Raw genomic sequence first — 14,680 nt, forward strand, 5'->3', positions numbered from 1 at the left:
CATTACAAGCCAGTAAGCGAACGATTCGAAAAGGACTAGGAATGACTCAAAAAGAAACGGGAATGATTCGTCATATTCTATTGATTAAGTTTAAAGAAAACGCAGAGGCTTCAGAGGTTCAAAAACTAAAGATGTTATTTGAAGCGATGCCAAACAAGGTTGACGGGGTAACTTCAGTAGAGTGGGGGTTAAATGATAGCCCAGAGAATAAGAACCAAGGTTATACCCATTCAGTTTTAATGACGTTTAAGGATGAAAAGGGGCGTCAGAACTATCTTCCACACCCAGAGCATGATGCGCTGAAAGATGTATTTCGTCCGTTGTTAGACGACATCATCGTGTTTGATTACTCCCTATAATTAGTCCTCTCTGCATGCTCTCTAAAGCCTAAAGCCTAAAGCCTAAAGCCTAAAGCGATAAAAGCGTATATACCTAAAGTTTATTTACACAAGGTATATACGCTGAGTCATCTCGAATAACTAAGCGTTAGGGCTTGTGTGGCAGAGCCCTAACCGAGAAAGCCCTAATCAAGAAAGTACCAACTACTCTGTAGGAGAGATAGTCACCGGGGCGAACGAAGCTACTGCATTTCCGCCGGCACCTGGGTGATCAACATAAGAGGTGTTTTGCATTAAGGTGTAGTACACGTCCACAAAGTCATCATCATTCACTAATACACCATCAGGAATCACATCGATAATCTTGCCTGTGATCTGAGGGATGATCGCGTAACCCTGAACTTCTGGATCAGGAATCATCTTCAGTATCTCTTCTGCGGCTTGAACTAAGAGTTTTGCTAGCGCTTTATAGTCTGTTCCATCATCGTGCTCCATTAAGATCATATCTGCAGCGCCCCTGCGGTAGCGAGGCCAGAAAATGACGGTTTGATTTGGGTAGTACGTCTGTTTGTCATAATCCAGATAAGGCATTTCTACTAGATCTATTTGAGGCTCTAAGCGGCTTGAATCTACCCCTGTCACAATGGCATAGATTTCAGCTTTGCCAGAGATCCACGGTTCTTGGTCTACAGCCAAACGAATCTTTTTTAACTGAGTGGTATTCAACGGCTCAGGTTCTGACATAGCCATGGAGCGCGTAGCCTTACCAATAAATGTTTGTGTCTTAGTGCTACGGCTTTCACTGTTGCTGCTTGTGTTTTTGGAGCCGGAATTGATTTGCGTTGTTGTACCCAGTTTCTGCATCTCGGCCTGCATCGCCATTAAGCCTGCTTTGAGCTCTTCAGCACCGTTGCTATCAACGACAAATACTGGGACGTCTGGCATTTGGTACACATCGAGTTCATGAACCTGTCCGTACACGTCATACGCTTCAATGTATTGCCAATTCGAATCATCACCTGATGGTTCAAACGCAAATAATGGGTTTTCGCCGTTCTTCCAGGCTTCAATCATCGCTTCATCAGCCATGCGAATTTCTAAAACAGAGTCGCTGAAGTCGTTGATCCCTTTCATCTTGCGATAACCAAGGTCCGCTTTCTGCATCCTGCTTGAAAATACAGAGTAGGGCTCAATTTATCGACAGGCGTGGACAAGTTCTTTTCTGAGATTTGAGCCTTTAGGGAAAGCTCAAGATCGGAATAACGCTCGCTGATTTGTAACGCCAAAGATTGCTTTTGTGCTGAGGCGTTCTCCGAAAGAGAGCGTGAGTTTACTGTGTCGATATTGTTTGCATAGGACTGGAAGCCAACCACTGTCGTTGCAAGCACCATACTGATAGAAATAGATGGTCTCATAAATAATCCTTATTTTAATTTTTATCATTAATAGAGCATTTGCCCTATAAGGATTAACCTATCAGTAACGTGAATGTGTTTAAAAGTTAGTCAGTTATTTTTGTTTCGTTGTGCAGCACAGGATCTCAATTTAAACTGTTTTTATAAAACAATGCCTAAGCAACCTTGATATTTATAAATTAATAAACGTATCAGTAAATAATTTACAATATTATTAACTACTATGGTGTTTCATGAAAAAACCTACTCAAAGTGAGTAGGTTTTTGTTGCGCGGTTAACCGCTAGTTCTTCGTTTTATAACCTGTTTAAGAGGCCCGTTCTAACTCAATCTAAACGTAACGTTAGGCCAGAATAGTTCGAGTATCCGCGCAGTAACACATGGTAGGTGATACCCGGCTGAGCGCTCACACTACACTGCTCATTGTTGCCAGCACGATAAGGGCGACAATCGTAGCTTGAGGTTGTCGGCTTACTGCCTGATTTAACGTAAAGGTCGGCATCACCTGAACCACCAGACATTGAAACCGTCACGCTGGATGCAGAATCAACGGTGAAGGTATAGAAGGTCTCTGAGGATTGATTCCCGCTCAAGTTCGCAATCGGTGTGCCTTTCGTTAATACATTGCCAGTTGGAGGCATCACACCACAACTTGCATTGACGCCTACTGTATTAAAAGCATCTTCAACATCGGCAACCACATAGCCCATGTCCGCTGCGGCTTTCGCTACGCCACACGCACCGGCATCGAAGGTACTGTTTGCCGTCCAATACAACTGGTTGGCAACCGTGAATATCTCAAAACCCTTACGCACATCCCAGCCAGACTTGTTCGCTAAAAGGTAAAAGGCACGGTTATAAACACCGCTAGATAAGTGAACGTTCAAGCCATCGTAGTATTGCGAGGCGTGATCAATCGAACGACCATCTTTTGAAGGTTGATCAAAGTAACGCAAGCCGCCTTCTGATTTGAATATATCGCTTCCGACAATCCAATCCACACTGCCACGTAAGTAGTATTCAGCCGCTTCGCCCGCAATATCGGAGAAGGCTTCATTGATACCGCCCGACATGTTTTGGTACACAAGGCCGGAGTTTTGCTCAGTGAAGCCGTGGCTGACTTCGTGCGCGCTTACGTTGATATCGACCAATGGGTAAAAGGTGCTTCCACCATCCCCAAAGGTCATCGATGAGCCATTCCAAAAGGCATTTTCATAGTCGGTACTGTAATGAACTCGCATCGTCAGTTGGAAAGTTAAAGGCGATGTGTTCATCCACTCTTTGTACATATCAAACACGACATTACCGAAGTAATGAGCATCGTTGAGAGGCGAGTAGGAGCCATTAACGTATTTGTGGTCAGTATAATTGGTGTTGTCGCTACAGTCGTAACTGTAAGCTGAACTTCCAGAGGTTCCGTTGTTCAAGTCTACAGTTTTAACCGAGTCATTTTCTAACGTACAAGTTGTACCTGTCTTGTCGATGGGAAAGCTAGGGAAGTCACTGCCATATTCATATCGAGTGGTTTTGAGGTTGCCACCTGGGCCAGTACCTAATGCTTTAGCGTGGTTTAGTCCATTCCATTTTTGGAGCACATCGCCAGTTGTGGCATCAATAAAGTAGAAAGGGCGCTCTGGCATTGAGGACGCGATAAAGAAATCGACCAGATACACCACTTGGGCGACTTGGTTCTCGTCCAGTCTCACCATCAGTTTCGCGTTTTTGTTTTCAATCGACTTTTTGCCGACAGTAAACGTGCGGTGAGAGGATATCGCAGCTTCAATCGCTTGTTCTCGATTCAGCTTTGGCGCGATGCTGGATAGGTCACCACTGATCCCTTGTGCCATGGAACCGAACACTTGAGTGGGTTGGTTCTTGGAAAGGGTGGCCACGACCGAAGTATTAAAGATGGGTAAACCTAGGTGAGTTTGTTGATAGCGGACTTTGGTTTTTCCATTGGGCAGTACCACCCGTTTTACTTCAGAAAAACCTAATTCTAGTGGGGCAACACTCTTCGACTGAGCGACGAGGCTTTGTTGTAGCAGTGTATCGTTATCGACTCTGACCATTTCTGCAGCGTGTGCAGTAAAGCCAAAAGATGTACCTAGAATAGCTGCTATTTTCCAGCTTAGTTGACGTTGTTGGTTCATTTTTCGTTCCTGATTTTAATATAAACTCCTTCTTCCCAACGGCTTTATAGGAAGTCTATATGCAACACGATGATACCATGTGTTGCGAATCAAGATTGGAAGAGCATTTGGATTTATGACAAGTTTATCAGGGAGATTTATTTTTAGAGTATGTAATTCAAAGTTTACAAAAGCTCTTATCGATCAAATTGTTTTTATAAAATGTAAATTTGTTATTTATCGTAAATGTATGATAGGGAGGGAGTTATTAAAATCTGATTTGTTTTAATCGATAGAATTCATTTCTCTAAACTAACTTAGATATTTCTCTGTTTTCATCTTAATTACAAATGAGTAAATAATCGATTTTTTGGAAGTGGGAATATTGTCTTTATTATCAATAGTTAACTTGTTTTAACAATGTTATTAAGTACAGATCCAATCTTTTCTACATTTAGTTCTGTTAGATAGAAAAATTTTACATTTTCTTGTTCAATCACAAACTAAGAAAGATAACTCATTGTTATTAATCGAGTAAGTCGCTTAAGATAGGCAGCATAAGAAACTAGACAGAAAAATTCTGCATTTAAATACAGAATTTCTCTGTCTAATAGCTGTTATAGCTAAATATTAATTTTGGAGATAATTTGAACGTTTCTAAACATTTAAACAAAAAAAACATCATGTGGTGTTGTTTGTTAGTACTAGTGTATTTTGTGACTCATGGCTTTGTTAAATATGGGCTAGAGCACTATACCGATAACCTATTACCAGAGTTTACAGACGTGTTTTTTGAGCTTTTTGTCGTTTTACTGGTTTTCAATAAATGGCAAGAGCGGGAAGCATCAAAACAAAAAATAGCCAAAGAAAAGCGCCTTAGAGAGTTTTTAATCTTCATAATAAATGAATTCTCCAATTTTAAATCAATGCCAGAATCGTTTAGTTTTTATGGTCTTTCTCATACTGAAAATCAAACTGTTCTAAATCGATTAAAGTCAGAATTTACAAGTGAGAAAAGTACTCCAAGCTCATTTCGCCATAGTTTTATCTATCATTGCCAAGTTGATGTAGATGCTTTAACTGCGCTTTTGCCAGTGGCTGCTGATTTATCTGAAGAACACTTCAAGTCATGGGCGCGTATAGTTTACTACATCAAAAAATCAGCCATGCTTGATATTAGTGTTCGTGAAGACTTTGAGCAGTTTGATGAGTATATAATTAAATTAATTGATTACATTAGACGTTTTGATAAAGCTTCATTTGACAATAAAATTTATCACGGTGCGATTTAGCTATAATCGGGTAGCCGGAGGTATTTACCCTCCAGCCCCCACACCACCCTGCATGCGGATCCGCACAGGGCGGTTCATTCAGAACGCCTAACTTATATCTTCTGGTTTGGATATTGAACAGCGATCCATCCGTCTTTCAGTGAAAATAATCCCGCCTTCCTAAGGTAATCATTACTCAGTGCTTGCTGTATCCCAGGTGTTTTCGAACTTCGCCACGGCCCTTTGCTTGTGATACCACAACCAACGGCAGTTTGGATCCAGACTCCGCGTTTAAGTAAGTTTTGCACCTTTGTCCGTGGTTTACGCCACTGACGCCAGTAGCACATACGTACTCGTCGACGTATCCACTGGTCTAAATCGACACACGCTTGATAAGCGTTAGCGATGCCAAAGTAATTAATCCAGCCTTGCAGGTATTGCCGTAGTTTAAATAATTGATAACTCATACTGACACCCCAGTTTCGGTTTGTGAGTCGCCTTATCTTTTGTTTCAAAATACGTACCGTTTTAGCGTGCCACTGGATCTTACCTCGGGAAAAGGTGAAACCAAGGAACTTGCTTTGAGCTACCTTAACCACTTGGCTTTTCTGTTCATTAACAACCAGTTTTAACGTCGTGGCGAGGTAGTGAGTAATGCTCTTTAGCACGCGGACTCCCGCTCGTTGAGACCTCACCAGAATAATGAAGTCGTCCGCGTAGCGGGCGAATTGATGCCCTCTGTTTTCCAGCTCTTTATCCAGACTATCCAACATAATGTTTGATAGTAATGGCGAGAGTGGACCACCTTGAGGCACACCTTCCGAGCTTGCTTCAAATTGGTCGTTGACCATCACACCGGCACGGAGGTATTTACCAATAAGCGCCAGTAGACGCTTATCCTGTATCTTTTCCTTCAGTTGAGTCATCAAGAGATCATGATTAACTCGGTCAAAGAATTTAGACAGGTCAACATCGACAGCAAATGTTCGTTTCTGTTTAATGGTATCCCGTACTTTCAGTACCGCTTGTTTGGCATTTCTATTCGGCCTAAAGCCAAAGCTGTTAGTCGAAAAGAAGGGGTCAAACAGGGGGGTGAGTATTTGAGCAATGGCTTGCTGTATCACTCGATCAATAACGGTAGGGATCCCCAATTTGCGTTTACCGCCATCGGGTTTATCAATCTCTACACGTCTGACCGCTGAGGGTTTATATTCACCGTGCTCTAATTGAGATTTACATTGCTGCCAGCCCCCTTGTTGTAGCCAAAGCGGGAAGGCGTCGATGGTCATGCCATCGATACCTGCCGCACCTTTGTTGGCTTTAACTTGACGCCATGCTTGCTGTAAATTTTCAGATCGGAGCAATTGAGTGAATAGATCGCTGTTGAAGGATGGTTGCCTATCATTACGCTGTTGATAGTAATCGCCTGTCGGCGTAGTGGGTATCGACAAGTTTGACAAGACTCCTCCTTCTTCTAAATGTTCAGGCCTTCACCTTGTCCCAACCATTACGATGGGCGTTTGGCTACTATGCCGTCTGCTGACTTCTGCTTAATCACTTAACGAGTTACCTCGTAAAGCGCTATCGTTGTTCATCGGTTTCGCTCGCGTGAGTTGATGATGCTCACGCGCCAGGCCTGTTGAACCAGAGGCCAAGCTGGTTAGGTTAACAATCGCTTGTTAAGCAGATCTCCCCAGATAAGGACATGGACTTTCACTGCACAACTGCATCATTTACGGTGGTCATTAAATCACTTGGCTTCGTCGTCTTGTGCCAACTCGCCTCTGACCTACGCCTAGTATGATGTTCTTGTTCATCAGCTCGCAGTTTTGCTCGCGGCTTCCTTCAGACCATTCCTCGCGGAAAAGCCCTTGCCATTCGCTAGTAGTTAACATTTAATATCAACAAGTTGATGATTAAATGGTGATTTTCCTACAGAGGACTCTCACCTCATTAGTTCATACCCATGCTGGGCGTACACAAAGTATTTAAGAGTGATTCGCAACGCTTGGCGTTTTCGCTTCGCTCAAGTATAGCCAAGCGTCGCTCACACCTTAACGCGTAGTTATGGTATGATGTTCCTTTTGATTTATGAAGGTGTCAGTATGTTAAAGTCGGTAATTGTAGTTCGTGCGAACGAGAGTCTAGATAAAGATGCTATTGATCAGATGCTTGTTAAAGGGTTCGCACCCGGGTTCAAAGCCTCTAAGGCTAGAGTTAATCGTGAAATTCAGCACATTATTATTACAAACACTGAGAATAATAGAGCGCTATTAGCTCAAGTTAAAAAGGCAACTGTGCACGAGTCCACAAAGAAAACAGAACCAAATAGTGATGGTCGAATTGATGTGTATTTTACAAATCCTAAAGAAGTAGACCCTAAGGCCCTATACGAGAATGTTCAGTTTAATAATTCTAACCCTGTACGTTACATAGGTGAGTACTGGAAGTAGCTTTGAATACATAACTAACAAAGCATTTAAGAGTGATTCGCAACTCTTGGCAGTTTCGCTTCGCTCAAGTATAGCCAAGCGCGGCTCACACTTTAATGCGGCGTTATGTGATTATTGGTAAATCGAGGGTATATGAGTCAGAAAGAATACGATGCAATATTGGTAGATACATCAATATTTGACGGGAACGGACTACGGTTGGAGAGTGGTTTACTAAGTAAACTAAAGCAGTTTGCCAAGAGTGATATCGACTTTCTGATGCCTGATGTCATAGAACATGAAATTTTAGCTCACCTTGATAAGAAAATTAGAGTTTCACGTAACGCACTAGAAAAAGCTATTAATGATGCGTCTTCCCATCTGTTTTTTGATGGCAGCATTTTAAACGATGCTAAGAAGTTACTGGTAGATAGCACAGAAATTGAAGAGCTTGCTAAATCAAGGCTAGAGGCTTTTCTTAAGGCTACGAACGCACTTAAATTAGAGTGTGACGACTATATTTCTGTTGGTGAACTGCTAAAGAAATACTTTTCGAATGAAGCTCCTTTCTCAGAAACAGGTAAAAAGAAGAATGAATTTCCAGATGCCATCATACTTATGGCTGTTGAAGAGTGGGCTGACCAAGAGGGCAAGTCGGTTCTCGCAGTAGCAAAAGATAATGATTGGGAGCGTTACTGTCAGAGCTCAGCGAATATTGATCATATAGACGATTTGTCAAAGGCCTTGTCACACTTTAACACTGCAACAGCCCCATATGCTTTAGTCGAAAGCCTCAAGCAGTCTTTAGACTCATCTTCTGCAGTCGGATTTCTATCGAAAATCGAATCAAGCTTAGAGCTCGCTCTGTTGGGCTTTACGCCAGACCAAGAAGCAGATTCTCAATTCTATTGGGAAGCGGATGGGGCATCAGGTCGGTTTAATAGTTTTAAATTCATGGAACATGATTTCACAGTCGTAGATACAGATACAGATACAGATACAGATACAGATACAGATAAAGATTGGGTAGTCATAGAAGCTTGGGCTGAAATTACTGTGGAAGCAGATGGCGAGTTTTCATTATCAGCTTATGATGGTATTGACCGAGATTACGTAGGCTTGAATAGTATCACCGTAACAGCTGAAGCTGAATTTCAGTCTGAAATACTGATTACCATCTCTGGTGACTTGAGTGGTGATATAAATGAACTTGATATTGATGACGTCGAAATAGTTGACTCTATAACCACTATGGATTTTGGTGAACTAGAGCTTGATTACGGGGACTACTATTAATCACATAACAAATTGCTCAAGAGTGATTCGGCACGCGTGGCATTTTTACTATGCGTTGCGTTTGATGTTTAAGGGGTATGCGGAGGCATCGGTATTGCGTTGCTCACCCCTTTACAGGGCGTTATTGCATTCATAGTTCATCGTAACAATCATTTTCCCTAGGTTTAACGTCCACTAACTCAACGTATTTTCTGAATTGAACATAATTTGTGGGCGTTTAGCTAACACCATATTTTCACTTCCATAGCTCAATTAAAACTAATAGTATCAGTGCTTTAATAACGCATGATTTTATGAGAGCAAGAACATGAAACACACTCCAAGTTCTTTTATGGAAATGAAAGGGAAACAACGTATTCCGATGTTGACCGCTTATACATTCCCAGTGGCTGCAAGTATCGAATCTGCTGGGATACCTATTATTCTTGTTGGTGATACTGTCGGCATGGTTGAAATGGGCTTTAGCAGTACGCGAGATGTGACCATTGAGCACATGGAATATCATGTAGGGGCAGTGCGTCGCGGTGCTCCAAATACTCACATTATTGGTGACCTCCCATACTTAACCGACCGTTCTCCTGAAGTCGCGTTAGTTAATGCTAAAAGGCTGATGCAGGCAGGTGCAGACAGCATAAAGCTAGAAGGTGCGAAACTCGATGTTATTGCTCACCTTGTCGCAAACAATATCCCAGTTGTTGGCCACACGGGGTTAACTCCGCAAACGGCAACAAATTTCAAGAAAGTAGGGCAATCTGCTGAAGATGCTCAAACCGTAAGCGAAGAAGCAAAAGCGATTCAAGAAGCGGGTGTGTTTATGTTGGTGCTTGAGCACATTCCTTCTTCACTTGGCGAATCGATTACTCAAGAGGTTAGTATTCCTACGATTGGGATTGGCGCGGGTGCTGATTGTGATGGTCAGGTATTAGTGATCAATGATGCGCTCGGACTTGGTAACCGATGGCCTCCGTTTTCAAAACAGTATGCTCATTGCAGCCAAACTATCTTTGACGCAGCAAATGAGTTTGCTACGGAAGTAAAAACGAACGTATTTCCGAACAACCTGAGCAAATAAGCCACATAGATAATAGCTTTAGGTTAAATCGTAATGCATGGCATTTTTCCGTGCATTACGATAAGCATATGATGTGTATTTGGACGTTCGGTGTTGAGCTGTCTTGACTCTCTCATCAAACGTCAGTTTCATGGAGGAAACATGACAAGCGACCAACTATTGGAAAAGGCACTTTATAGCAGTGCTAGCATCCACCAACCTCATTCATTAAAAGCTTATTTGGCTGCGAATTACCTTAATGATTATTTCGGCACAACCGACAATGTGTGGCTTAAAACGAGTGAGTTGATAGATAAAAATGAGATTGAAGTTTTAGGCGAGTACTCAGCAACGCTACAAGCGCCTAAGTTTACGGATTTTCGTATTCATAGGATATTGGATAATGGGGTATACCCAGCGTCGTATGCTGCTTTAATGCAGTGGCATGAGAATAAGGGCTTTCAAGATATCTTTTCGCATTACGTTTCGCAGGCTTCTCAAACCAGCGAATACCTTTCCCACAATGTGACTATCTTATTGGCGCTGAACCGTGTTTACAGTGAGTTAGAGCCGTCTCAAGTTCCAGCGTTCCTCAACCGCTTCACTGAATTTGTCACATCGACAAGTTCAGGCGGCGACCAAAGCACTTATGCAGGTGAAGTCGTAGATCTCAATAGCGTATTACAAGCATGCTTAAAACAGTTTGGTTTCTTTGGGCATAACCTCATTACGCTGACGTGGATATTGCGTTGCAAGGAAGAGTTGTCGAAAGAGCAATATGACGCAATGCTTTCTAATCTTTATCGACAGGCCAATAGCCCTTTGGAAGATCCTGACGATGAGATTGATCAAGCTATCCTAGCGCAGTGTCAAAGCTCAGATAATTCAGGTGAGCTCTATGACAATGTCCACCGATTGGTTTTTGGGTATACATCCAACCTTCACCAGATAACCCTAGCGGATGCATTGTGCTTTCTTCACGAACGATTCCCTGCACATACATCGGGGCTAAAGCACATTGCCGAGTATCAGTGTCGTCTGTTAGAAAAGTGAGTTTAATTAGGACGTTGCATTTAACTTATGCAACGTTATCAGTCTAGTTAGCGCAGAAGTACAACTTACACGCTAATCGGATCTCAAATTGAGAAAAGAACTACTTGATAATGCAGCTATGCTCTTTACTTCTGAAAACCAGTCCGGTGTCAAATATGGCTCACATATTACGGATCTCCCACGCAAAGGCGAACGTTTGCCTTTTGTTTCTCGGAATTTAGTTGCAGCAGTAAATGACATACAAACATAGAGGTAGCGCACAGAATCGAAAAAGGGGATATCGCGATTACGTAATCATTGATCTAGCCGATAGTGAGATAGTGATAAGAGGTCGATAATTCGTTGTCGGATCTAAATTAGAACTTTAAATCTAATTTCTAAGTAGTTGTTATCTCAGGAAGAGTCTTTGTGCTATGCGCCCCTATATTAAATACATTATCCCTATTTTAATTCCTTTCATTATCCTCGTAATGCCGCTATCAGCGTTTCCATTTGAAGGCCTTACGATTATTCAACAACGCGTTATCGCGATCTTTTTATTAGCGGCATTGTGCTGGGTGTTCGAGCCCATCCCGATCTACGCGACGTCTGTTGTTATTATCGTTCTGCAATTGTTGATGTTGTCGGATAAAGGGCTGATCTTTTTAAGGTTTGAGCATGGGCAGGAACATTTTGGTGAGTTGTTAAAATACAGCGACATCATGGCGACATTCGCCAGCCCAATCATCATGCTGTTTTTGGGCGGTTTTTTCTTAGCAATGGCCGCCACTAAGTATCGATTGGACGTAAACTTAGCCCGTGTATTATTGAAGCCATTTGGACAAGACCCAAAATTTGTGATGCTCGGCTTAATGTTGATCACTGGTATCTTTTCGATGTTTATGTCTAACACGGCAACAACGGCAATGATGCTATCTATTTTAACGCCGGTACTGGCTGTGTTTGGCCCGAAAGACCCCGGTCGTATAGCGTTTGCGCTTTGTATCCCTGTTGCCGCTAACATCGGTGGCATTGGTACCCCGATCGGTACCCCCCCGAACGCTATCGCACTTAAATATTTAGTTGGTGACAACCTAATTACGTTCGGTGAATGGATGGCATTTGGTGTGCCGTTTGTCGTTATTATGATGGCGTTAGCGTGGTTTTTAATAGGCTTTATGTACAAAGCTGACCAAAAGAAAATCGAGCTAAGCATCAAAGGCAAATTCCTTAAAACGCCCAAAGCCATTGCGGTATACGTCACTTTTGCGCTCACCATCATTCTTTGGTTAATGGGCTCAAGCCATGGCATGAACTCTTATACCGTCGCTCTGATTCCTGTTGCTGTGTTCTCTCTCTCCGGGATCATCAATAAAGAAGACCTGAAGAAAATTTCTTGGGACGTATTGTGGCTTGTCTCAGGTGGTATTGCGCTTGGCTTAGCTCTCGATAAAACTGGCTTAGCAAGGCTCGTGGTACACAGTATTCCGTTTGATACTTACTCACCATATGTGGTGTTGTTCGGAGCGGCGTTCTTGTGTTTGGTAATGGCAAACTTTATGTCTCATACCGCAACGGCTAACTTGTTAATGCCAATTATGGCTGCATTAGGGTCGTCTATGGCTTCACTCACGCCACTAGGCGGTGAGTTAACGTTAATTCTGGTTGTGACTTTTGCCGCTTCATTAGGTATGTCGCTGCCAATCAGTACGCCACCGAATGCGTTGGCTCATGCCACAGGTCATGTGCAAAGTAATCAAATGGCCAAAATCGGTATTATTTTAGGTGTGGTTGGTGTGCTACTGAGTTTTGTTATGGTGTGGGTGCTACATTCAATTGGTCACATAGGATAACGATACGTGTATCAACAAAAGCTAGAAGCACTTATCGATCGTTATTTTAATCAGATAGAACGTCGGGTGACGTGCCGTGCCGGTAACACCATTATTGAACAATCAGCGTTAAACACTCGTTTATATTATGTGTTTAGTGGAGAGCTGGAAGGGTTTTATTCCGAAGCGAATACACCGCAAGTGCGAGTGTTTAGCGCGGGTAGTGGGGCTTTTATAGGTGTTCATAGCTTCTTTTCAGGTAATTGGACAGCATCTTCAACGGTTGTTGCCAAAACCGATGTTGAGTTAGCGTGGATCGATAAAGACACGCCTGCAGAAGATGAACGTAAGTTTGGTCCTCTTACCGCACAGTTCACACCTGTGATCGTCAATGAGTTGTCGCGTCGTCAACGCCGTGCAACACAAGAAGCGATAGCGAAACAAAAAGCGCTAGAGAAGTTACATACTGCTGAGCAAATGACGACCTTGGGTCAATTGGCTGCAGGGATTGCCCATGAGCTTAACAACGCTATTGGTGTAGTAAATAGTAAATCTGGCCGACTTGAAACGGTCATCATGGATCTGCTTGAAGAAGTGCACCCAGAAGCCAGTCAATTTTTCGATTTTGGGTTAATGCATGGTCAGAAAACGTCGTCGTCAGAAGCGCGAACACGTGGGCGACAATTTGAAAGAAAATATGGTTTAGACAAAAACATTGCACGCTCTCTTGCAAAGGCGATTCCAATTAACGCTTTATCTGCAACAGACGTTATTTCAAAACATTGGCTGAAAAACCCAGAAGAAGCGATTCGCTTTTGGCAGATGGGCTGTGATTTACATGATTTACGTTTGGCATCTAGACACACTGTTGGCATCGTAAAATCGGTTAAACAACTTGGCAGAATTGACATTGACACCGAAGAAGCGGTTGATATTAACGACTCCATTAACCATGCCTTATCGTTGTTACAAAGTGAGTTACGTAGAGTGTCTGTGCGATTGAGCCCAGCAGATTTGCCGACTTTTAAAGGCTCGAAAACAGAGCTCGTTCAGATTTGGGTCAACATTGTAAAGAATGCTTGCGATGCAATGTCGAATTCAGACGATGCTGCAATAGAAATTCAAACCAGATTAAATAAGAAAAGAATATTAGTTACGATCACGAATAACGGCCCTGAGATAGACGAGGTGACTCGTAGAAAGGTATTTCAGCCCAACTTCACCACTAAAAAAGGTGGTTTATCGTTTGGATTGGGCTTGGGTTTATCAATAGTTAAGCGGATTGTGGCGGGTTATGGCGGAAGTATTATTGTGAAAAGTGATGCTTCTAAAACTGTATTTAGGATCAAGTTACCAGTAGAGGGTGAACATGGAGAAGCTTAATTTAATCTGTGTCGATGACCAGAGGGAAGTACTGAGCGCAGTGGTACAAGATTTAGAGCCGCTGGCGAGTTGGCTGAATATTGAAGATTGTGAATCAGCGCAAGAAGTGCTTGATCTCATTGATGAACTTGACGCAGAAGGCGAATACATTACCGTCATCGTGTCTGATCATGTGATGCCAGGGAAAACGGGTGTGGAGTTACTCACTGAAGTGTTCCACGACAGCCGCTTTCCGAATACAAAGAAAATTCTTCTTACGGGGCAGGCTACTCATACTGATACCATCAATGCGATTAATGCAGCAGGCATCGACCGTTACTTTGAAAAGCCTTGGCAAGCAAGCACATTAGTTGAATGCATTCGTACTCTTGTCACTGAGTACATATTTGATCAAGGGCTTGATTACACGGACTATCAGAATGAGCTCGACCAACAGGTTGTGTTGAGACGCTTACGTTAGTCTCTTATGTTAGCGACTTACATTAGTCATTAATGTAAGTCG

General features: G+C 42.6%; 12 protein-coding genes and 1 pseudogene. 10 read left to right on the plus strand and 3 right to left on the minus strand.

Going from position 1 to position 14,680, the window contains the following annotated elements:
* Positions 1-41: 41 nt before the first annotated feature.
* Positions 42-359: a Dabb family protein gene (locus OCV36_RS06690; protein ID WP_135456439.1), complete on the plus strand. Its 318-nt coding sequence runs from the start codon at positions 42-44 to the stop codon at positions 357-359.
* Between the two features lie 183 nt (positions 360-542).
* Here OCV36_RS06690 and OCV36_RS06695 read toward each other — a convergent pair.
* Together OCV36_RS06695 and OCV36_RS06700 are read right to left on the minus strand one after the other, a co-directional pair.
* Positions 543-1,753: pseudogene (locus OCV36_RS06695) on the minus strand (DUF3103 domain-containing protein).
* A gap of 325 nt (positions 1,754-2,078) precedes the next feature.
* The gene (locus OCV36_RS06700; protein WP_135456437.1) at positions 2,079-3,902 is read right to left on the minus strand and encodes a M4 family metallopeptidase; all 1,824 of its coding nucleotides are present in this window, start codon (positions 3,900-3,902) and stop codon (positions 2,079-2,081) included.
* A 626-nt stretch (positions 3,903-4,528) separates the two neighbouring features.
* Here OCV36_RS06700 and OCV36_RS06705 point away from each other — a divergent pair.
* Positions 4,529-5,173, plus strand: coding sequence for a hypothetical protein (locus OCV36_RS06705; RefSeq protein WP_135456435.1), 645 nt, complete (start codon positions 4,529-4,531; stop codon positions 5,171-5,173).
* A gap of 92 nt (positions 5,174-5,265) precedes the next feature.
* Here the strand turns inward: OCV36_RS06705 and ltrA are convergent, their stop codons facing one another.
* Positions 5,266-6,612, minus strand: a complete 1,347-nt coding sequence (ltrA, locus tag OCV36_RS06710) for a group II intron reverse transcriptase/maturase (RefSeq protein WP_076653296.1) — start codon at positions 6,610-6,612, stop codon at positions 5,266-5,268.
* Positions 6,613-7,257: 645 nt separating this feature from the next.
* On the opposite strand from ltrA, the gene OCV36_RS06715 reads away from it, so the two are divergent.
* The 8 genes from OCV36_RS06715 (at position 7,258) to OCV36_RS06755 (ending at position 14,638) form a co-directional block, all read left to right on the plus strand.
* Entirely contained in the window at positions 7,258-7,605 is a 348-nt protein-coding gene (locus OCV36_RS06715; RefSeq protein ID WP_135456433.1) for a hypothetical protein, read from the plus strand.
* A gap of 132 nt (positions 7,606-7,737) precedes the next feature.
* The gene (locus OCV36_RS06720) at positions 7,738-8,880 is read left to right on the plus strand and encodes a PIN domain-containing protein (protein ID WP_135456432.1); all 1,143 of its coding nucleotides are present in this window, start codon (positions 7,738-7,740) and stop codon (positions 8,878-8,880) included.
* A gap of 307 nt (positions 8,881-9,187) precedes the next feature.
* Entirely contained in the window at positions 9,188-9,952 is a 765-nt protein-coding gene (gene panB / locus OCV36_RS06730; RefSeq protein WP_135456431.1) for a 3-methyl-2-oxobutanoate hydroxymethyltransferase, read from the plus strand.
* 141 nt (positions 9,953-10,093) lie between these two features.
* The gene (locus tag OCV36_RS06735) at positions 10,094-10,984 is read left to right on the plus strand and encodes a hypothetical protein (protein ID WP_135456429.1); all 891 of its coding nucleotides are present in this window, start codon (positions 10,094-10,096) and stop codon (positions 10,982-10,984) included.
* An 88-nt stretch (positions 10,985-11,072) separates the two neighbouring features.
* Entirely contained in the window at positions 11,073-11,234 is a 162-nt protein-coding gene (locus tag OCV36_RS06740) for a hypothetical protein (RefSeq protein ID WP_261887531.1), read from the plus strand.
* A 163-nt stretch (positions 11,235-11,397) separates the two neighbouring features.
* Positions 11,398-12,816, plus strand: coding sequence for an SLC13 family permease (locus tag OCV36_RS06745; RefSeq protein WP_135456427.1), 1,419 nt, complete (start codon positions 11,398-11,400; stop codon positions 12,814-12,816).
* 6 nt (positions 12,817-12,822) lie between these two features.
* A complete protein-coding gene (locus OCV36_RS06750) occupies positions 12,823-14,178 on the plus strand; it encodes an ATP-binding protein (RefSeq protein WP_135456425.1) in 1,356 nt (451 codons plus the stop codon).
* On the plus strand, positions 14,165-14,638 hold the full coding sequence (locus OCV36_RS06755) for a response regulator (protein ID WP_135456422.1): 474 nt from the start codon (positions 14,165-14,167) through the stop codon (positions 14,636-14,638). The genes OCV36_RS06750 and OCV36_RS06755 overlap by 14 nt, the downstream gene beginning before the upstream one ends.
* Positions 14,639-14,680 lie beyond the last annotated feature (42 nt).

It is taken from the genome of Vibrio echinoideorum (assembly GCF_024347455.1).
In the GTDB taxonomy this organism is placed as follows: Bacteria; Pseudomonadota; Gammaproteobacteria; order Enterobacterales; family Vibrionaceae; genus Vibrio; species Vibrio echinoideorum.

What these genes read in the sequence shown, in the direction of transcription:
- OCV36_RS06720 (WP_135456432.1), top strand. Translation starts at nt 7,738, where the DNA reads ATGAGTCAGAAAGAATACGATGCAATATTGGTAGATACATCAATATTT.
- OCV36_RS06715 (WP_135456433.1), top strand. Translation starts at nt 7,258, where the DNA reads ATGTTAAAGTCGGTAATTGTAGTTCGTGCGAACGAGAGTCTAGATAAA.
- OCV36_RS06735 (WP_135456429.1), top strand. Translation starts at nt 10,094, where the DNA reads ATGACAAGCGACCAACTATTGGAAAAGGCACTTTATAGCAGTGCTAGC.
- OCV36_RS06700 (WP_135456437.1), bottom strand. Translation starts at nt 3,902, where the DNA reads ATGAACCAACAACGTCAACTAAGCTGGAAAATAGCAGCTATTCTAGGT.
- OCV36_RS06690 (WP_135456439.1), top strand. Translation starts at nt 42, where the DNA reads ATGACTCAAAAAGAAACGGGAATGATTCGTCATATTCTATTGATTAAG.
- panB (WP_135456431.1), top strand. Translation starts at nt 9,188, where the DNA reads ATGAAACACACTCCAAGTTCTTTTATGGAAATGAAAGGGAAACAACGT.
- OCV36_RS06755 (WP_135456422.1), top strand. Translation starts at nt 14,165, where the DNA reads ATGGAGAAGCTTAATTTAATCTGTGTCGATGACCAGAGGGAAGTACTG.
- OCV36_RS06745 (WP_135456427.1), top strand. Translation starts at nt 11,398, where the DNA reads ATGCGCCCCTATATTAAATACATTATCCCTATTTTAATTCCTTTCATT.